This window comes from Plantactinospora sp. WMMB334, from assembly GCF_049179095.1.
In the GTDB taxonomy this organism is placed as follows: domain Bacteria; phylum Actinomycetota; class Actinomycetes; order Mycobacteriales; family Micromonosporaceae; genus Plantactinospora.
This window is the reverse complement of record NZ_JBMHME010000002.1, coordinates 73510-92612: the sequence shown is the minus strand read 5'-3', so window position 1 is coordinate 92612 and position 19103 is coordinate 73510. Positions and strand designations below refer to the sequence as shown.

Annotated in this window: 16 protein-coding genes and 2 pseudogenes; 8 read left to right on the top strand and 10 right to left on the bottom strand. The window is 72.4% G+C overall.

Features of this window, described 5'->3' with window-relative positions; translation table 11 throughout:
• Window positions 1-24 precede the first annotated feature (24 nt).
• Window positions 25-804: a hypothetical protein gene (locus ACN27G_RS00520; RefSeq protein ID WP_421490798.1), complete on the bottom strand. Its 780-nt coding sequence runs from the start codon at window positions 802-804 to the stop codon at window positions 25-27.
• 113 nt (window positions 805-917) lie between these two features.
• On the bottom strand, window positions 918-3200 hold the full coding sequence (locus ACN27G_RS00515) for a HelD family protein (protein ID WP_421490797.1): 2283 nt from the start codon (window positions 3198-3200) through the stop codon (window positions 918-920).
• A 322-nt stretch (window positions 3201-3522) separates the two neighbouring features.
• Here ACN27G_RS00515 and ACN27G_RS00510 point away from each other — a divergent pair, with 322 nt between their 5' ends.
• From ACN27G_RS00510 to ACN27G_RS00500, 3 genes are all read left to right on the top strand, one after another.
• Window positions 3523-5187: a transposase gene (locus ACN27G_RS00510; RefSeq protein ID WP_421490796.1), complete on the top strand. Its 1665-nt coding sequence runs from the start codon at window positions 3523-3525 to the stop codon at window positions 5185-5187.
• A 309-nt stretch (window positions 5188-5496) separates the two neighbouring features.
• Window positions 5497-5862, top strand: coding sequence for a hypothetical protein (locus tag ACN27G_RS00505; RefSeq protein ID WP_421490795.1), 366 nt, complete (start codon window positions 5497-5499; stop codon window positions 5860-5862).
• 82 nt (window positions 5863-5944) lie between these two features.
• A complete protein-coding gene (locus ACN27G_RS00500) occupies window positions 5945-6421 on the top strand; it encodes a hypothetical protein (RefSeq protein ID WP_421490794.1) in 477 nt (158 codons plus the stop codon).
• On the opposite strand, the gene ACN27G_RS00495 is transcribed toward ACN27G_RS00500, so the two are convergent.
• Window positions 6379-8034 carry an alpha-amylase family protein gene (locus ACN27G_RS00495; RefSeq protein ID WP_421490793.1) on the bottom strand — a complete coding sequence of 552 codons (1656 nt, stop codon included), beginning with the start codon at window positions 8032-8034 and terminating at the stop codon, window positions 6379-6381. The two genes, ACN27G_RS00500 and ACN27G_RS00495, sit on opposite strands and share 43 nt — an antisense overlap.
• A 180-nt stretch (window positions 8035-8214) precedes the next feature.
• Here ACN27G_RS00495 and ACN27G_RS00490 point away from each other — a divergent pair, with 180 nt between their 5' ends.
• Complete coding sequence (locus ACN27G_RS00490) at window positions 8215-8877, top strand: DedA family protein (RefSeq protein ID WP_421490792.1); 663 nt, start codon at window positions 8215-8217, stop codon at window positions 8875-8877.
• A 22-nt stretch (window positions 8878-8899) separates the two neighbouring features.
• Here the strand turns inward: ACN27G_RS00490 and ACN27G_RS00485 are convergent, their stop codons facing one another.
• From ACN27G_RS00485 to ACN27G_RS00470, 4 genes are all read right to left on the bottom strand, one after another.
• On the bottom strand, window positions 8900-10282 hold the full coding sequence (locus ACN27G_RS00485) for a chitinase (protein ID WP_421490791.1): 1383 nt from the start codon (window positions 10280-10282) through the stop codon (window positions 8900-8902).
• 118 nt (window positions 10283-10400) lie between these two features.
• Window positions 10401-11825, bottom strand: a complete 1425-nt coding sequence (locus ACN27G_RS00480; protein WP_421490790.1) for a carbohydrate-binding protein — start codon at window positions 11823-11825, stop codon at window positions 10401-10403.
• Between the two features lie 55 nt (window positions 11826-11880).
• Window positions 11881-12903 (bottom strand): membrane protein insertase YidC, encoded by a 1023-nt coding sequence (gene yidC, locus ACN27G_RS00475; protein WP_421490789.1) that lies wholly within the window; start codon window positions 12901-12903, stop codon window positions 11881-11883.
• A gap of 161 nt (window positions 12904-13064) precedes the next feature.
• Window positions 13065-13466: a DUF6412 domain-containing protein gene (locus ACN27G_RS00470; RefSeq protein ID WP_421490788.1), complete on the bottom strand. Its 402-nt coding sequence runs from the start codon at window positions 13464-13466 to the stop codon at window positions 13065-13067.
• 271 nt (window positions 13467-13737) lie between these two features.
• Between ACN27G_RS00470 and ACN27G_RS00465 the strand changes: the two genes are divergently transcribed.
• Complete coding sequence (locus ACN27G_RS00465) at window positions 13738-14895, top strand: carboxylate-amine ligase (protein WP_421490787.1); 1158 nt, start codon at window positions 13738-13740, stop codon at window positions 14893-14895.
• Window positions 14888-16258, top strand: coding sequence for an FAD-dependent oxidoreductase (locus ACN27G_RS00460; RefSeq protein ID WP_421490786.1), 1371 nt, complete (start codon window positions 14888-14890; stop codon window positions 16256-16258). Before ACN27G_RS00465 ends, ACN27G_RS00460 begins: the two co-directional genes overlap by 8 nt.
• 34 nt (window positions 16259-16292) lie before the next feature.
• Here the strand turns inward: ACN27G_RS00460 and ACN27G_RS00455 are convergent, their stop codons facing one another.
• Window positions 16293-17117, bottom strand: coding sequence for an NAD(P)H-binding protein (locus ACN27G_RS00455; RefSeq protein ID WP_421490785.1), 825 nt, complete (start codon window positions 17115-17117; stop codon window positions 16293-16295).
• On the bottom strand, window positions 17114-17536 hold the full coding sequence (locus ACN27G_RS00450; RefSeq protein WP_421490784.1) for a nuclear transport factor 2 family protein: 423 nt from the start codon (window positions 17534-17536) through the stop codon (window positions 17114-17116). The genes ACN27G_RS00455 and ACN27G_RS00450 overlap by 4 nt, the downstream gene beginning before the upstream one ends.
• A gap of 81 nt (window positions 17537-17617) precedes the next feature.
• On the opposite strand from ACN27G_RS00450, the pseudogene ACN27G_RS00445 reads away from it, so the two are divergent.
• Together ACN27G_RS00445 and ACN27G_RS00440 are read left to right on the top strand one after the other, a co-directional pair.
• A pseudogene (locus ACN27G_RS00445) lies at window positions 17618-17782 on the top strand (TetR/AcrR family transcriptional regulator); the annotation flags it as partial.
• Between the two features lie 424 nt (window positions 17783-18206).
• A pseudogene (locus ACN27G_RS00440) lies at window positions 18207-18516 on the top strand (hypothetical protein); the annotation flags it as partial.
• On the opposite strand, the gene ACN27G_RS00435 reads toward ACN27G_RS00440, so the two are convergent.
• Window positions 18414-18971, bottom strand: coding sequence for a GNAT family N-acetyltransferase (locus ACN27G_RS00435; RefSeq protein ID WP_421490783.1), 558 nt, complete (start codon window positions 18969-18971; stop codon window positions 18414-18416). The pseudogene ACN27G_RS00440 and the gene ACN27G_RS00435 sit on opposite strands and share 103 nt — an antisense overlap.
• Between the last annotated feature and the right edge of the window lie 132 nt (window positions 18972-19103).

The window sequence follows — 19103 nt, the reverse complement described above, 5'->3', positions numbered from 1 at the left end:
CGGCCTCCGGCAGGGCTCAACGGCTCAACCGGCCGGTCGGGCGCGGCGGCGGGACCGGCGGGAGGATCCGCCGCGTTGCTGGGCGAACCGCTGGACCGTGTGGTACGCCTCCCGCGCGTCGGCCACCGACCGGTGTGCCTCGGTCATCAGCTCCCAGGCGGCCTCCTCGGCGGCCCGGGTCTCCTGCTCGGCCCGGCGGGCCAGGACGGCTGCCCGGTCGTACGCCCGGCGCGCCTCGCTCAGCAGCATCCGCTGGCGTTCGAGCAGCCGCTCCCGCTCCTCCTGCGCCGGATCCCAGTGCCCGGAACGACGGAACACCTCCCGCAGTTGCGGCAGCGAGAGGTCCCCGCGCTTGTATGCCGCCAGCGCCGCCCGGGAGACCGTGCGCTCCCGCTCCGGATCGGGACGGGTGCTGGCCACCGGTGCCCGGTCCGCCGCCTCCCGGCCGGCGATCACCGCCTGCCAGGCCCGGTCGTACTCCCGCTCGGCCGCCTCCTGAGCCTGCCACGCCGCGTGCCGCTCCCGCTCCGCCGCCGCGAGCGCCACCCGGGCCGCGTCGGCGATCGCGGCGGCCCGGCCGGCGTCGGTCTGGGTCGTCACCGCGTACGCCTCGAGCTCCTCGGCGGCGGCGCGCAGCCGTTCCGGATCGGGTCGGGGTCTGGCCGGCCGGTCCAACAGCACGGCGAGGGCGAGCAGCGCGAAGAGCACCACACCACCGGCGATCAGCAGCGCGGAGAGCGCGTCGATGCCGGACAGATCCACGCCCTTGGCTCCCGGTGCGGTGGGGGTGCGGGTGCCGTCCAATCATAGAAGATACTGATAATCCGGCCATGATCGCCTGGTCGGCTCGGCGCGTCCGGCCGACGGATGATCCGTCGGCCGACCCGAGCCGGGAGTCGGTCGACCCGAGCCGGGAATCAGTCGCGCAGGGCCTCGGGCAGCGGCTTGCGGTGCAGCACGACCAGACCCGCGACGGCCCGGGTCAGCACCACGTAGAGCCGGCCCGGCCCGCGAGGTTCGGCTGCCACGATGTCGGCCGGCTCGACCACGATCACGTGGTCGTACTCCAGGCCCTTGACCAGGCCGGCCGGCAGCACGGCGACACCGGGCACGTCGACGACCCCGGCGAGTCCGCCGACCGCCTCGTCGGCGGCGACGACGGCGACGGTCGCGTCGCGCGGAGCCTGCCGGGCCGCCTCCCGGACAGCGGCGTGCAGGTCGTCGACCTGCCGCACCGACAGCGACCCGCCCGGCCGGTAGGAGCGGGTCGGCGCGATGCCGGGGGCGAGGACCCGCGCCGCGTACTCCGCGACGGCCTGCGGCACCCGGTATCCGGTACGCAGTTCCAGCGTCCGGACCTCGCGCTTGCCGAGCCGGGCGAGGAGTCCGGGCCAGGAGTCGGCGGCCAGCGGATGGGTCGCCTGTCCGAGGTCGCCGACGACCGTCATCGAGGCGTACTCGGCACGGCGGGCGATCATCCGGCACTCCATCGGCGACAGGTCCTGCGCCTCGTCGAGGATCACGTGCAGGTAGGGCTCCACGATGGACGAGTCGTCCTCCGGCTCCGGCTCCGGCAGCGGCTCGGCGAGCAGCGGCACGTAGCCCTCCTCTCCGTGCGGGTCGAACCCGTCGGTCCAGCCGACGACGTGGTGCCCCTCCCGGAGGATGACGGCCTCGGCCCAACGCTGGGCGGCGCCGATCGCGTCGTTGTCGATCCCCGGCCCGGCCAGGGCGATCGGCGTGGGATGTCCCGGGGCGTAGAGTTCCCAACCCTCGCGCAGTCCGCAGCTGAGCACGAAGGTCTGCACGGTACGGGTGCCGCCGCCCAGCTCGCGCAGCCGCCATTCGGGCTCCGGCGCCCTCGGCGCGACCGGTGGCTCGCCGAGCAGCCCGGTCAGCTCGTCCAGCAGCGGCACGTCGTCCACGGACCAGTCGGTCCCGCCCCGGTACGAGGCGGCCAGCGGCTCGGCGTCGCGGCCGTCCAGCCCGACCACCCGGGCCGGGTCGGCGAGCCACCGGAGCACGGCCGCCGGGGTCAGCACCGGCCACCACGCCCGGAGGAAGCGACGGAACTCGCTCCGGTCCCCGACCTCCTCGACGAAGAGCTCCCGGTCGAGATGCCCGCCCGCCACCCGGCTCCAGAGGGCGTCCAGCAGGATCGCGGCGGCGTCCGGACGGGCGGCGTTCGGCGGCGTGCCGGCCGCCTCGCAGCGGGCGCGTACGGCACGGCGGGCCGCCGGCAGGTCGGCGCCGTCGACGGTGAGCACCTGCCCCGCGTAGACGAGCCGCAGCCGGTCCGGCGCCGTCGGCGGGGTCTGCCAGATCAGCTCGGCCAGCACCTCCCGGATGCGCTCGTCACCCTTGATCCGGGCGAGCTCCGCCCGGTCCCGACGGGTGGCGGTCACCCCGTCCACGAGCTCGCCGAGGGCGCGCAGGTGCACGCTCTCCTCGCCGAGGGAGGGCAGCACCCGGCCGATGTAGCTGGTGAAGATCGTCGACGGGCCGACCACCAGGATGCGGCCGTCGGTGAACCGGCCCCGGTCGGTGTAGAGCAGGTACGCCGCCCGGTGCAGCGCCACCTGGGTCTTGCCGGTCCCCGGCCCGCCGGTGATCAGGGTGACACCCCGGGCGGGCGCCCGGATGGCCTCGTCCTGCTCGCGTTGGATGGTGGTGACGATGTCGCGCATGTGCGCGCCACGGGAGCGTCGCAGCGCGGCCAGCAGCGCACCCTCGCCGAGCACCCGCAGGTCGCCCGCGTTCTCCGGGGTGAGCACGTCGTCGTCGAGGTCGACGACCCGCGGCCCCCGGCAGATGATGACCCGGCGGCGCACCACACCGAGCGGCTCTCCCGGGGTGGCCCGGTAGAACGGCGCGGCGGCCGGCGCCCGCCAGTCGACGAGCAGCGGCTCCAGTCCGTTGCGGACGCCCAGCCGCCCGATGTGATACGTCTCGCCGTCGTCGAAGTCGAGCCGGCCGAAGACGAGCCCCTCCGCCTCGGCGTCGAGCGTCCGCAGTCGCGTGGCGGCCCGGTGCGCCATCGCGTCCCGCTCCACCAACCCGGCGACCGGGCCGGCCGCCGCCCGCCGGTGCCCCTCGCTGGCGAGCGCGTTCGCCTGCTCCCGCAGCACGTCGAGCCGTGCGTAGACCCGGTCGACGAGCCGCTGCTCGGCAGCGATCTCCTGAGTTCTGGCGTCGGACACGTGCTTCCCCCCGGTGCGTGCAGCGCGACTCGGGCGAGCATATGTACGGTTCAGCGCTGAGAAATCATCATTCGTGCCGACGCGACCGGGTTGCCTCGCCGATATCATGAAAGTGGCCGGTGGGGATGGCGGGCTCCGAGACAGCCCCCGACCGCCCCCCATTCCCCGCCCCCCTCACTCGCACCCCTCGATCGACCTCCGTCCACGTCCAGATCTTGACGACTTTTCGTCGTTCCAGAGGCTGTCGGGAAATTGATGTCCAGAATATGTATAGTGATTGATGTTTGTTGTAGTATGGGGTGTGGCTAAGCGCTATCTGCCGGTGGATCGTAGCCAGCCGTTTCTGCTGCCGCCGAGCGTGCAGGAGTTCATCCCCGAGGATGATCTCGCGTGGTTCCTGATCGACGCGGTCGCGGCGATGGATACGACAGCGTTTCACGCCCGGTCCCGTCTGGGCAGCGCCGGGCGGGCCGGGTACGACCCGGACATGCTGCTGACACTGCTGGTCTACGCGTACTGCCTGGGTCAGCGCTCCAGTCGCCGGATCGAGGCGTTGTGCGTGCGGGACCTGGGCTTTCGGGTGGTCACCGGTAACCGGGTGGTCGACCACAGCACGATCGCGGCGTTCCGGGCCAACCATGAGGAAGCGATCAAGAAGTTGTTCACCGAGGTGCTGCTGCTGTGCGCCAAGGCCGGGCTGCGCCAGGTCGGCGTGGTGGCGGTGGACGGGACAAAGATCGCCGCGTCGGCCGGGCTGGGCAAGACCCGCGAACGCGAGGCGCTGCAACGCGAGTACGAGCGGTTGTCCGCGGAGGTGGAGTCGATGCTGGCGCAGGCCGCCGCCACCGACGCCCACCAGGACAGCCTGTACGGTCCGGACAACCGCGGCGACGAGCTGCCCGCCGAGCTGCGTCGACGTCTGGACCGGTTGGCCCGGCTGAAAGAAACCCTGCGCCAGATCGACCAGGCCCGGGCCGAGCACGACGCCGACGAGCACGGCCCCACCCCGACCGGGCGGCCCCGCCGAGCAGACAAGATCGCCACCGCACAACGCAAGCTCGACCAACTCACCCAGCGCCGGGACCAGCGCGTAGCCAAGGAACAGGCCGCCGGCCGGCGCCTACCCGGCTCCCGACCCGACTACGACGCCCTCATCGCCCAGGCCGAAGCCGACCTCGCCGCTGCCCAGGGCCAAGCCGACACCACGCCAACACCCGAACCCCCCGACACCACGCCAACACCCGAACCCCCCGACACCACGCCAACACCCGAACCCCCCGGCACCGCGCTCGCGGTGCGGCCTGGGTGCTCTGTTGAACACCTGCCCAGTGCCGCACGTCGCGGCAATGCCACCGACCCGGACAGCCGGATGCTCAGGACCCAGCGAGGCTGGACCCAGGGCTACAACTGCCAGGCCGCCTCCGTGCGGGTGCAACACGGACGACGTCTCGTCCTCGCCGCCGCAGTCAGCCAGGACGCCAACGACGTGCGCCTGGCCATCCCGATGATGGATACCGCCGTTGTCAACGCCGACCGCGCCGGCCTGGGCACGATCGACCTGTTCGCCCTCGACGCCGGCTACTGGTCCGACGACAACCTCACCGCCCCCGGGCCCGACCGCGTCATCGCCCCCGGCAAGAACCGCGTGATGCTGACCGAGCTACGCGCCAACGGCTACGCCACCGATGAGCCACCACCCGACGCCAGCCCAGCCGACCGGATGCGCCACCGACTACGAACCCAAACCGGCGCGGAAAGCTACGCCCAACGCGCTCCCACCATCGAACCCGTCTTCGGCGACACGAAACACAACCGCGGGATCACCGCATTCCAACGCCGCGGCAAGCCCGCGGCCGACAACGAGTGGAAGCTCATCAACGCCACCAGCAACCTGCTCACACTGCACCGCCACACCCGCGACCCGGCCCGCGGCCGCCCGCCCGCGACCAACACCGACCGATCAGCCCAACGCAACGAACCGACCTGACAGACCAGCACAACGAAGGCACCCAGCCCAACCCGGCCGACGCCACGCAGGCCAGGACAGACACGACCGCAACCACCATCGGCCCAGACCAGACCCCGACCCCGCCACGCCCCATGCCCTTCACCGAAGGCCCCCAGATTTCCCGACAGCCTCTCCAGGTGCAACAAGTCGTCAAGATCTGCAGCGCACCGGGCCGCGGGGCGGCCGACTGCGCTACTACGGGGATTAGTAGACTGCGCGGGTGAGTCGATACCGGTCCCGTGCCGCCGTGCTGCCGTCTCGCACCGGCATCCGCACCCGGGCCGGCCGATGAACGACCTTCTCGTCGCGGCGTCGATCGTGCTGTCGCTCGTACTCGCGGGCTGGGGCCTGGTGGCGACGCTGCGCAACCGGCCGCCGGACGTCTCCCACCTCGCCGGCCTGGCCGTGCTGGAGTTGGTCCTGCTCGCGCTCGCCGCCACCGCCGTGGTCGCCTGGACCGGCGGCGAGCAGCCCGCCGAGGCCGGCACCTTCGCCGGTTACCTGGTCACGCTGGTCTTTCTGCCGCCACTGGCCGGGGTGCTGGCCCGGATGGAGCCGACCCGCTGGGGTTCGGTGATCGTCACCGTCGTCTGCCTGGTGATCCCCGTCGTCGTGCTGCGCCTGCAACAGACCTGGCAGCTCCCCGGTGCCTGACCCGACGACGCCGACCCCCGGCACGCCCACAACGCCCGGCACGCCCACGACGCCCACGTCCCGGGCGCCCGGGACGCCCACGATGCCCGGGGCGGAGGCGGACGCCGGCACCGGGACCCGCCGGATCAACAGCGGCCCCGGCCGGGCGCTGATCGCCGTCTACATCCTCTTCGCGATCGCGGCCACCTCCCGGGCCGGTTACCAGATCGCCACCAGGTTCGACGAGGCGCCGGTGGCGTACCTGCTCTCCGCGCTCGCCGCCGTGATCTACATCGTCGCCACGGTCGGGCTGGCCCGGGGCGACCGGTTCGGCCGGCGTACCGCACTGGTCTGCTGCACCGTCGAGCTCGCCGGGGTGCTGAGCGTCGGGGCGCTGAGCCTGCTGGACCCGGCGCTCTTTCCCGACGACACCGTCTGGTCGGACTTCGGCGGCGGCTACGGCTACGTCCCGCTGGTGCTGCCGGTGCTCGGCCTGCTCTGGCTCCGCCGCACCCGCCGCCCGGGGGCAACCCGGCCTCAGCCGAACGCCTCGTCCCGGCAGAGCCGGATCCAGCGGTAGCCGTAGCCGGCCAGCTCCAGCGCGTCGAGCCTGCCGACCGGGGCGTACTCCTGGTCGCTCAGGACGTCGTCCGGCATGTCCGCCTCGGCGTAGAGGGACCCGAGGTCGACGGTGGCCGGCTCGGTGCCGAGGTTGTGCAGGAATAGCATCGTGCCGCTCGCCCCGTCCGCCCGGTGCGCGAGCACGCCCGGCGGCAGCTTCTGGTCGATGTGCGTGCAGGAGCCGGAGCCGATCTCCGGCGCCTCGCGCAGCGTACGGACCATCCGCTCGAACCAGGCCAGCAACGACCTGCCGTCGTGGCGCTGTGCGCTGACGTTGACCCGGCGGTAGTCGTACTCGCCGCCGTCGATGACAGGCAGCACCAGCTTCTCGCTCTCCGCCGTGGAGAAGCCGGCATTCCGCTTCGGCGACCACTGCATCGGGGTACGGATCGCCGTCCGGCCGGGCAGGGACAGGTCCTCGCCCATCCCGATCTCCTCGCCGTAGCGCAGCACCGGCGTGCCGCGCAGCGTGAACTGGAGCGAGTACGCCAGCTCGATCCGGCGCCGGTCGTTGCCGAGCATCGGCGCCAGCCGCCGCCGGATGCCCCGGTCGTAGATCCGCATGTGCTCCTCGGGACCGAACTGCCGGTACACGTCGGCGCGCTGGTCGGCGGTGAGCCGGGAGAGGTCGATCTCGTCGTGGTTGCGCAGGAAGGTGGCCCACTGCCCGCCGGGCGGCAGCGCCGGGGTGTCCCGCAGCGCCTCGATGATCGGCTCCGGGTCCTGCCGGGCGAGCGCCAGCATCAGCCGGCCGTTGAGCATGAAGTCGAAGAGCATGTGCAGCCGGTTCGCGGAGCCGCCGGAGTCGCCGAAGAACTGCGGGAGCTGCTCCGGAGGCACGTTCGCCTCGGCCAGCAGCAGCGCGTCCGACCGGCGCCACTGGGCGTGCTGGCGCAGCTCGGTCAGGAACTCGAAGTCCTTGGGCGAGTTCGGGTTCCCCGGCTCGGTCATCTCGATGATGAACGGCGCCGCGTCGATCCGGAACCCGGCGACGCCGAGCCGGAGCCAGAACGACATGATCCTCTTGATCTCGGCCCGGACCTCCGGGTTGGCGTAGTTCAGGTCCGGCTGGAACCGGTAGAACCGGTGGTAGTACCAGCCCTTCGCCGTCCGGTCGTAGCTCCAGGTCTCCTTCTGCTCGCCCGGGAAGACCATGCCCTGGCGCCGGTCCGGCGGCTCCTGCTCCGACCAGACGTACCAGTTCCGGTACGGCGAGTCCGGCGACGAACGGGCGGACTGGAACCACGGGTGCTCGTCGGAGGTGTGGTTGACGACCAGGTCGATGATGACCCGGATTCCCCGGTCGGCCGCCTGGTGCAGCAGCTCGGCGAAGTCGCCGAGGGTGCCGAGCCGTGGGTCGACGCCGTAGAAGTCGGTCGCGTCGTATCCGTCGTCCCGGTGCGGCGACGGATGGATCGGGTGCAGCCAGAGGCAGGTCACCCCGAGCCGGGCCAGATAGTCGAGCCGCCCGATCAGGCCGTTGATGTCGCCGATCCCGTCACCGTCCGAGTCGGCGTACGTGTCGATGTCGAGGCAGTAGACGACCGCCTCCGCGTACCACCGGTCTGTCATACCGGAAACTCTTTTCCGGCCAGCCTCCCCGGCAAACCGGTCGATGTCCCGGATCCTCGGCCGGCGGGTGTAACAGGAGCCGTTCGCGGGTACGAAGATCGCTTCCCGGACTTCAGGTGAGCCGACAGTTCCCGGCTCCAGGTGAGCCGACAGCCGACCCGACGAAGGAGTGGGTGCGCCGTGGCCCTCGCCGAGGACGTGGACCCGACGCAACTCGGTGGGTTGACCGGCTGGATAGCCGGCGTGATCGACGCGATGGGTGTCCCCGGGGTGGGGCTGCTGGTCCTGCTGGAGAACATCGTGCCGCCGATGCCGAGCGAGTTGGTGCTGGCGATGGCCGGCTACCTCTCCGGCGAGGGACGGATGAACGTCGTCCTGGTGGCGCTCTCCGCCACCGCCGGCTCTGTCCTCGGCGCGCTGCTGCTCTACTGGCTCGGCGCGACGCTCGGCGAGGACCGGCTGAAACGCTGGCTGGACCGCATCCCCCTGCTGGACCTCGACGACCTGGAGCGGGCCGATCGCTGGTTCGAACGGTACGGCTCCTGGGCGGTGCTCTTCGGCCGGATGATCCCGGTGGTCCGCAGCCTCGTCTCGATCCCGGCCGGCGCCGACCGGATGCCGGTGGGCCGGTTCCTGGCGCTTACCACGCTGGGCAGCGGCGTCTGGAACGCGATCTTCGTCGGCCTCGGCTACGGGGTCGGCTCCTCGTGGCAGGAGGTCGACCGGTACGCCGGCTACTTCGACTACGCCCTGCTCGTGATATTCGTGGCGATGGTCGTCCTCTGGATGGTGAAGAAGCTGCGCCGCCGCTCGGCACGGCGCCGGCCGGCCAGCACCCGCTGACCGGCCGGCGCAGGTCCCGCCCTCAGGGCAGCGTGTTCAGGTGTGGCCGGACGGTGCGGGCAAAGGTGTTGCCGTTGCTGACGTCCCAGTTGATCGACCAGGTCATCGCGCCCCGGATGCCGGGGTAGGTGCGCGGCGGCCGGAAGCTGCCACAGCTGGTCCCCCTCGCCAGGCAGTCCAGCGCCTGGTTGACCAGGCTCGGCGCGACGACGCCCCCACCGGCCGCCCCCGGTCCGGCGGGCAGCCCGAGCGCCACCTGGTCGGGCCGGAGCCCGGCTTCGAGTTGCAGGCAGGCGAGCGCGGTCATGAAGTTGACGGTGCCCTGCGAGTACGCGAACGCCTGGTCGCAGCCGAGCATCGAGCCGGAGTTGTAGAACTGGGTGTGCACGACGGTGAGGATGTCCCGGATGTCGAGCGCCAGCTTGAAGTACGAGACCGACGGCGACTGCATGTCGATGGTCTGCGGCGCCATCGTGATGATCAGCCCTGAGCCGACCCGGCTGCGCAGCGAGCGCAGCGCCTGGGCCATGTACGTCGGGTTGAGCCCGTTCTCCAGGTCGATGTCGACGCCGTCGAAGCCGTACTGCTGGATCAGGTTGTGGACGCTGTTGCTGAAGTTGGTCGCGGAGGCGGCGTCGTTGACGGCGACCCGGCCGGTCTCGCCGCCGACCGAGATGACCACCTTCTTGCCCCGGGAGTGCAGCGTGCGCACGTCGGCGGCGAAGTCGGCGTTGGTGTAGCCGCCGACCGAGGCCGAGAGCCCGGGGTCGATGCCGAAGGTGACCGCGCCGGGCGTGCCGGTGGCCTCGGCGAAGGCGACCGCGACCACGTCGTACTCGGCGGGCACGTCCCGCAGCCGCAGCTCGACGGCGGCGTTGTCGAAGTTGTGCCAGTAGCCGGTCAGGAAGTGCTTCGGCAGCCCGGAGGTGGGCGGGTTGGTCGGCGGCGGGGTGGTGGGGGGAGGGGTGGTCGGCGGGCGGGTGGTCGGCGGGGTGGTCGGGGTGCTGCCGCCGCCGCAGGCCGCGCCGTTCAGGGTGCAGTTGGTGGGGCTGCCGGAGCCGACGCCGATGAAGCCGAACGACACCGAGGCACCCGGCGCGACAGTGCCGTTCCAGGAGCGGTTCGTGAAGGTGTGCCGCTGGCCCGAGGAGGTCAGCAGGGCGTCCCAGTAGCTGCCGACCGTGGTGCCGGCGGGCAGGTCGAAGGCGACGGACCAGCCGTTGATCGTGCTGGTCCCACCGTTGGTGATGGTGTACTTCCCCTCCCAGCCCGAGCCCCAGTCGGAGGTCTTCACGAAGGTGGCGGTCGGCCCGGCGGCGTACGCGGGCAGCGCTCCCCAGGCAATGCCGACGGCCGCCACCAGGCCGGCGACCACGGACAGGACAAGGCTTCTGCGACGTCTCATGTGGTCCTCCCGCCGCAATTATTAACAAGCTTAACTATTTCCGCAAGGGGTGTAAGGAAGGGCCCCCGCTTATCGTTTTCTGTTGTAGCGGGGGCCCTTCCTAACGTGCCAGCACGCGTCAGCGGCGGAACGTGAACCAGTTGAGGTTGACGAAGTCCGCCGGCTGGCCGCTGTTGAAGGTGAGGTAGACGGTGCGGACGCCGGTCACCGACGAGACGTTGCCGGGGATCGACTGCCAGCTCTGCCAGCCGCCGGTGTTGCCCACCGCGAAGCTGCCGAGCACCGGGCCGGTGGGGCTGTCCACCCGGACCTGCACCAGACCGCTCACCCCGCCGCCGGCACCGGAGGCGACCCGGGCGACGAAGTCCCGGGGCGGCGTCGACCCGAAGTCCACCCGGTCGTAGCGCGCCCAGTCACCGTTGGCGAGCCAGGCGATGTTCTGGCCGCCCTCGCTGCACGCCTCGACCCCGACCCCCTGCTGCGCGTTGAACGCCTCGCCCTGGATCGTCGAGTACGCACTGACCGTGCCGCCCGGCGGCGGCGGGGTCGTCGGGGGGTTGGTCGGGTTGCCGCCACCGCCCCGGCTCCACACCGCCACGTAGTCGACCACCATCGGCCGGCCGGAGACGGTGGCGGAGGTCGGGGTGGTGCCGCCGGCCACCCCGTTCGGGAACGAGCCGCCCATCGCCACGTTAAGCAGCAGGAAGTAGCCGGCGTGGCTGGTCATCTGCGACCAGTACGAGCCGACCTGGGTCTGGCTGACGGTGTGGTACTGCTGGCCGTCGACGTACCAGCGCAGTTGCTGCGGGCTGACCGAGGCGTCCCACTCGAACCGGTAGGTGTGGAACGCCGACTGGCAGGTCGAGCCGGGACAGGCCCGCTGCGCGCCGATGCCGTTGAACTCGTCGCACGGGCCGCCGGGCGCGACGCCGCAGTGCAGCACACCCCAGACCGAGTTGATCCCGTTGACGTTCTCCATCACGTCGAACTCGCCGATCCCCGGCCAGTTCTGGTAGTTCCCCCGGTAGGGCGCGCCGAGGGCCCAGAACGCCGGCCAGTAGCCGGCCGCCGCCGCGCCGGTCACGTTCGGCATCTGGATCCGGCCCTCGATCGCCAGTACGCCACCCGCCGGCGGCTTGAAGTTGGTGCGTACGGTCTCGATCCGGGCCGACGTCCAGCCGCCGGAGGAGGTACGCAGCGGGGTGATCCGCAGGTTGCCGTTTCCGTCGTGACTGACGTTGGCCGTGCTGTTGGTGTAGGTCTGGATCTCCCCGGTGCCCCAGTTCGGCGGGCCGCCGGGATAGCTGGTGCCGGTGTCGATGATCCAGTTTGCCGACGAGGGGAGGGTGTTGGCCGCACCGGTGAAGTCGTCGCCCCAGACCAGGCTCCAGCCGCTCGCGGGCGGCGGGATGGCGGCGCGGGCGGTCACGGTCACGGTGGCGAAGACCGTGGCGAAGGCGGTGAAGGCGGCCACCAGCAGCGCGAGCCGCCGCCTGGTGACCCGGCCGGCAAGGGCCGGCCGGTCGATCCTGATGGTGATCATGTTTGGGCCTCTCCACAGGGGACGGGGAGCCGAGAGAGCGCTCTCAAGACGAGTTCTACGTGCCGGACTTCTCGGTGTCAACATCTGTCGATGCCCGACCCCGCCGCAGCACCACCTGCTCCAGCCCCGTCCAGGCCGTCGTGGTGACCAGGTAGAGCACCGCGGCCAGCGGCACGAAGAGCGCCACCAGCACGGTCCCGTACGGCAGCAGCGGCAGCAGCCTGGCCACCACCGCCGCGCCGGGCACCTCGGCGCCACCCGCCGCCGTCCCGCCGACCGACCCGCCCGCCGCCGCCCTGTCCGTCGCCGCCCCGCCCGCCGCCGCCCGACGCATCCGCCGGGAGGACCACCAGGCCAGGAGCACCAGCAGGCCGAGCAGTACGCCGAAGACCAATCCGGCCGATCCGGCCAGTCCGTCGCCGAGGTGGTGGCCGAGCGGCACCCCGAACAGCCGCTCGGCGAGCAGCCCGCCGGCATCGGCCACCCCGCCCGCCACTGCGCCCGCGCCCCCGTCCGCCACTGCACCCGCACCCGCGTCCCCGCCCCCGTCCGCCACTGCACCCGCGTCCCCGCCCGCGTCCGCCACTGCACCCGCACCCGCGTCCCCGCCCCCGTCCGCCACTGCACCCGCGTCCCCGCCCGCGTCCGCGTTCGCGTCCCGGCCCCCGTTCGCATCCCCGTCCGCGTTGGCGCCCGCGTCCGCGTCCGTCGGCACGGTGAAGAGCCGGTACATCAGGAGAAAGAAGGGCGCCTGGGCGACCCCCGGCAGGAGGCTGGCCCAGGGCGAGACTCCGGCCTCCCGGTGCGCCGCGACCAGCTCGGTCCGGAGCCGGACCGGCTGGTCCCGGTAGCGCCGCTGCAGTTCCCGGATCCGGGGCGCGAGGGCGGCCCGGCGCCGCTCCCCCCGGATCTGGAGCCAGCTCAGCGGCGAGATCGCCAGTCGGACGACGACGGTGAACAACATGATCGCGGCGGCGGTGGCGCCGGCGCCGACCACCGGTTGCAGCGCGCCGGCAAGCAGCGCGACAACGTGTGCGGCGGCGCCGACGGCGCCGACGAGTGGTGCGAAGGCAAGCATGGAGAACCCCTCGGCTCGATTCCGGAACGCCGGGACGGGAATCGGCTCCCGTCCGGGCGGAGGACCCGACGCCGCAACCGGCCGCTGCGCGCGGAACGGGCGTACGGGCGTGGTGGTGCGAGCGGAATCGGCCGCGACAGCGGCGGAGGGTGGAGCCGCCGCTAACCGGCCGAGGGGTGCACCGACGGTGCGCGCGGGCGGGGCCGGCCGGCGGCGTCCGGGTCGAGCTGGCGGGGCGTGCGGAGCCGGCGGGACCGCTGCCGGAACGTCGCGCTCCGGCGTGTCCGGTCGACGGCGGCGTCCGGGCCGGCCGGCAACCGGCCGGCGAGGGCGATCGCGATCAGGGACGCGGCGGCGAGCACCGCGGCGCCGGCCAGCGACTCGACGAGCGGGCCGGTCGGCGTGCCAAGCTGGATCAGCGCGTACGCCAGCCAACCCAGCGGCACCGCCAGCCGGCCCAGCACCCCCAGCCAGCCCGGTGGCGCCGCCGACCAGCCCGGCACGGCCTCCCGGCCGAGCGGACGCGCCCGGCCGGAGGTGGCCCCGCGCAGTGTCCCCGGCACGGGCACAGGCTAGCCGACGCGGGCAAGGACGCGTCTCCGGCGCCCGGGCCGGTTGTCCCCGGGCGCATGCACCGGCTCGTCTGCGAGCTCACCGGCACGGAGCGGCTCACCGGCACGGAGCGTGTGCACCCGAACGGGTAACAGCCCGACCGGAATCCGCACCGCTGGCACGATTGGGGGGCAGGCGTTTCCGGCTATCCGAACAATGGGTAATCAGCCCAGCATGGCGCCGAGCGTGGCGTGGATTCGAGAAGAACGGGCGGTGAGGGTGATGGTCAGCGGACTGGCCGCGCCGACGAGACCGGTTGTCCCGGATGCCGGGCTGGATCAGCTCACGGTCGGTGTGGAAGAGGAGTTCCTGCTCGTCGACCCGGTGACCGGTGCGGCGACACCTGCCGTGGAGGCGGTGTTCGCCGAGGTACCGGACGAGCTGCGCGGGCAGGTGCAGCACGAGTTCCAGACCAGCCAGATCGAGATCGGTACCCCGCCCGGCCTGGAGCTGAGGGCGCTCCGGCACTCGCTCGGGCTGCTGCGTACCGGGCTGGCCGACGCGGCCGAGGCGGCCGGCGTACGGCTGGTGGCGGCCGGCACCGGCCCGGTCGACGGCCCGGTGCCGCCGGTGGTGGACAACCCCCGGTTCCACCGGATGATCGAGCGGTTCGGGCTGCTGGTCCCGTCGCCGGGCGTCAACGGCATGCACGTGCACGTCGGGGTGCCGGACCCGGAGATCGCGGTGCAGGTGCTCAACCACCTCCGCCCGATGCTGCCGATCCTGCACGCCGCCACCGCGAACTCGCCGTTCTACGCCGGCCGGGACACCGGGTACGCGAGCTGGCGCTCGGTGCTCTGGGAGCGCTGGCCCTCGGTGGCCCCGACTCCCTGGCTGGAGTCGCACACACACTACGAGGGGCTGGTCGACGAGCTGATCGGCACCGGCGTGATGCTCGACGAGGGCATGCTCTACTGGTACGCCCGGCTCTCCTCGAAGTATCCGACGGTGGAGATCCGGATCGGCGACGTCTGCCCCGGCCTGGACGACACGATCCTGATCGCGGCACTGGTCCGGGCCCTGGTCGACACCGCACTTGCCGACATCGCGGCCGGGCGGCCGGCACCCCGGGTGCCGCACCACATGCTGGTGGCGGCGCACTGGCGGGCCGCGCACGACGGGCTGGAGGGCATGGCCGTGGACCTGGCCGGTGGCGGGCTCCGCCCCGCCTGGCACCTGATGCGCCGGCTCTTCACCCGGCTCCGCCCCTCTCTCGAACGCCACGGCGACCTGCCGCTGGTCACCGCGCTGCTGAGCCGGTTGCAGGCGCACGGCACCGGCGCCGCCCGGCAACGGGCCGCGTACGCCAAGCGGCACGAGATCTCCGACGTGCTGGACGACCTGGTCCGGCGTACCCGGGGCACCGCCGGCCATGGCTGAACGGCTGGTGGTGATCGGCGGCGACGCGGCGGGGATGTCCGCCGCGTCGCAGGCGCGACAGCGCCGGGACGCCGCCGACCTGGAGATCGTGGCGTTCGAGCGGGGAAACTTCACCTCGTACTCGGCCTGCGGCATCCCGTACTGGGTCGGTGGGCTCGTCGACGACGTCGACCAACTGGTGATCCGGAACCCGGCCACGTTCCGGGAGGAGTTCCAGATCGACGTCCGGCTCCGGCACGAGGTGGTCGGGATCGACCTGGAGCGACGGGAGGTGCTGGCCCGGGACCATGCGCACGGCGGGCGCGAGGTCCGGGAGGGCTTCGACCAACTCGTCTACGCGGCCGGGGCGGTGCCGATCACCCCGGCCTGGGCCCGGACGGACGCCGCCGGTGTCTTCGGCGTGCAGACCCTGGACGACGGCGCCGCCCTGCTCGACTGGCTGGAGCGCGGGCCGGCGCCGCGCCGGGCGGTGGTGATCGGCGGCGGCTACATCGGCGTCGAGATGGCCGAGGCGCTGATCCAGCGCGGGCTCTCGGTGACCCTGGTGGAGCGGAGCCCGGAGCCGATGTCCACGGTGGACCCCGACATGGGCGCGCTGGTCCGGCAGGCGCTCCGCGGCCTCGGGCTGGACGTGCGGAGCGGGATCACCGTCACCGGGCTGGAGACCCGGGACGGCCGGGTCACCGCCGTGGTCACCGAGGAGGGGACCCTTCCGGCCGACGTGGTGGTGCTGGGCCTCGGGGTACGCCCCAACACCGCGCTCGCCGAAGAGGCCGGGCTGCCGCTCGGCCCCACCGGCGCGATCCGGGTGGACCTGCGGATGCGGGTGGTGGACGTGCCGGGGGTCTGGGCGGCGGGCGACTGCGTCGAGTCGGTGCAGCGGATCTCCGGCCAGCCGGTGTACGTGCCGCTCGGCACCCACGCCAACAAGCAGGGCCGGGTCGCCGGGATCAACATCGGCGGCGGGTACGCCACCTTCGCCGGCGTGGTCGGCACCGCCGTGACCCGGGTCTGCGACCTGGAGGTGGGGCGGACCGGCCTGCGCGAGGTCGAGGCGACGGCGGCCGGTTTCGAGTTCGTCAGCGTCCGGGTGGAGTCGACGAACCGGGCCGGCTACTTCCCCGGCGCCAAGCCGATGACGGTGAAGCTGATCGCCGAGCGGCGCAGCGGGCGGCTGCTCGGCGCCCAGATCGTCGGCCGGTCGGAGGCGGCGAAGCGGATCGACGTGCTGGCCGTGGCGCTGTGGAACAAGATGACCGTGGACGAGATGGCCGGCCTCGACCTCGGCTACGCCCCGCCGTACGCCCCGGTCTGGGACCCGGTGCTGGTGGCGGCCCGCAAGGCGGTCGACGCGATCCGCTGAGCGGACCATGCAGGCTCCTTCGGCTCAGACCACCTCAATGGACGACGCACGGGGTCGAGTCGGCCAGGAAGTCCGCGAAGTGGCGTGGCGGTCGCCCGGTGATGTCCTGTACGGCGGTCGTCGTGCGGTCCTCGGCCCCGGCGGCGATCGCGGCGTCCATCCCGGCCAGCAGGTCGGCGAACTCCGCTGGCAGACCGTCCGTCCGGTGGCGGCGAGCCAGTTCCGCGGCGTCGACCTGCCGATGCCGGACCGTGCGGCACAGATGGACGCTGAGGGAGGCCGCGACCTCGTCGAAACTCAGCGGCTCCGGGCCGGTCAGCACCGGCGCCCGACCGGACGCCTCCGCGTCGGTGAGCGCATGCCGGGCCACCGTCGCGATGTCCTCGGGGTCGATGAACGGCACCCGGCCGGCGCCGGTGGCGCTCACGATCTCGCCGGTCTCGCGGGCCGAGCGGGCATGCATGTGGCGGCCGGTGAAGTTGCTGGCAAACCAGGTCGGTCGCAAAACGGTCCACTCCGGCACATAGCTCGGCAGCAACGCTCCGAGCCGGCCCGGCCCGGGGCCGCCTACCGGGACGGCAGACGAGCTCAGCAGCACGATTCGGGCCACTCCGGCCCGCTGCGCGGCAGCGAGGAACGGCAGTACGACGGGCTCCGGGTCGAGCACTCCGATCGGAGAGACGAGATAGACGGCGCGTACGCCGCGTACGGCCGGCTCGAATGTGCTCGTCTCGGTCCAGTCGAAGCGGACGTCGGTGGCGGCGCGACCGGCCCGGCGGACCGGGATGCCGCGCTCGGCCAACTGCCGGGCCAGCCGGCCACCGGTGTTACCGCTCGCGCCGATGATCAGCACGGTCATGCGGTCGTACCCCGTCCAACCGGGACCTCGGCCAGGGCGAGCGGATTCCAGTAGTCGCGGTAGTGCCGGATCAGGCCGTCTGCGATGGTGAGCACCGCGATGTAGCGTGCCGAGTAGTCGGCGCCGGTCGCGACGACCGTGCCGCTGGCGACGAACTCGGCGACCAGTACCGCAGGATCGGTCGTCTCGTGCAACTCGACGTCGTGGACCCGGTGCACGTCGAGATGATCGGGATAGTCGGCGAGGTAGGCGCGCACCGCCTCGCGGCCGTCGAGACGACCTGGCCGGCCGGGCGGCGCGAACGGGAACTCCATGACCGCGTCCTCGGCGTACAGGTCGGTGAAGGCGTTCATGTCCTTGGCGAGCAGTTGCCGCACGGCGCGGTCGAAGACCTCCGCCGGCGTCGGGTGTGTGGGCACAGATACGACCTCTCTAAGCTGACTGTCGGTCCGGATTCACCTTAGCGGACCGCTGGTCCGTTTTGAAGGGAGGTCTGGAGGATGCGTTCCGACAAGGCGCGCAACCGCGAGGCCGTGCTGGCCGCCGCGCAGGCGCTGTTCGACGGCGCCAGCGACCCCGAGGAGGTGTCGATGGATGCCATCGCCGCAACCGCCGGTGTGGGCAAGGGAACCCTGTTCCGGGGGTTCGGTGACCGGATCGGGCTGATCCGGGCCCTGCACGACCGACAGTGGTCGGCCGACTTCGGCAACGAGCCGCACGACGGAAACCCGGCCGATCAGGTGCTCGACATCCTGCTCCGGGTCTGGCGGTTCAAACAGCGCCACCGGGTGCTCAGCCTCGCGCTCGAGCGCGCCGGATACGGCAGCCCGTACCGCAGCGAGAGCTACGACGAGCTGCACGCGGCGCTCACCGCCCGTGTCACGGCGACCGGCGCCGGGCCGCAGGCGGAGTTCCTGGCCCACGCGCTGATCGCCGCTGTCCGTAGCGACCTCGTGGAACATCTGCGTGGCCGGCCGGTCGGCGACCCCGAGGCCGGCCTGCGTGAACTGGTCGGCCGCGTGCTGCGGCCCGCCGACCAAGGGGATCATCGGACCTTCAGCAAGCCTATCTCCCCAGCTCACAAGGCACCCCGGCGCCAAACCGCTGACGGTGAAGCTGATCGCCGAGCGGCGCAGCGGGCGGCTGCCCGGCGCCCGGATCGCCGGCCGGTCGGAGGCGGCGAAGCGGATCGACGTGCTGGCCGTGGCGCTCAGGAACAAAGATGACCGTGGCCGAGATGGCCGGCCTCGACCTCGGCTACGCCCCGCCGTACGCGGCGCCGGGACATAACATGCGTCAGGTCGCGACCGCTTCGAGACCGTCGCTTCGCAGGCCCACGCAGTCCAGGGCCCAGAAGACGTCGGAGTACACGAAGGTGCCCGTCATCCATTCCTCGTAGGTGGACAGCCTGGCGACCTGGAAGGCGCCGGGCGGGTAGCGCAGTGTGGGCGGACGAAAGCCCGACATGGTGGCGTCGGTGAAGCCGCGCTTACCGTAGTAGTGCGGTGAGCCCTCCAGGAACACCAGCGGAATGCCCCGACTGTCGGCTTCCGCGAGGGCGTGTGCCACCAGTCGAGTGCCGATTCCCTGGCGCTGGAACTCCGGCAGCACCCCCAGGGGCGACAGCGACAGCACGTCCACGAGCCGGGGCGGGGCGTCCAACCGGCAGGCACTGAGCATCACATGGCCGACCACCCGGTCACCGACGACAGCGACCAGCGACAACGGCGCCGGGGACGCCTGAGCGGTGCGCAGCGCGTCGACGAGTGCGGGGACTCGTCCGCCGTCGCCGAACGCCTGCGTGTGAACGTCCCGCACGGCCTCGTGATCTCCGGCCTGTTCGTGCCGGACCACCAGCTCGACACCTCTGCCCTGAGGGCCGTCCCCTGACCTCACGGCGCCAGGCTAGCCCTGCCACGATCAGCACGCGACGCGATTGACGGCGGACGCGGGCGGCTGCTCGGCGCCCAGATCGTCGGCCGGTCG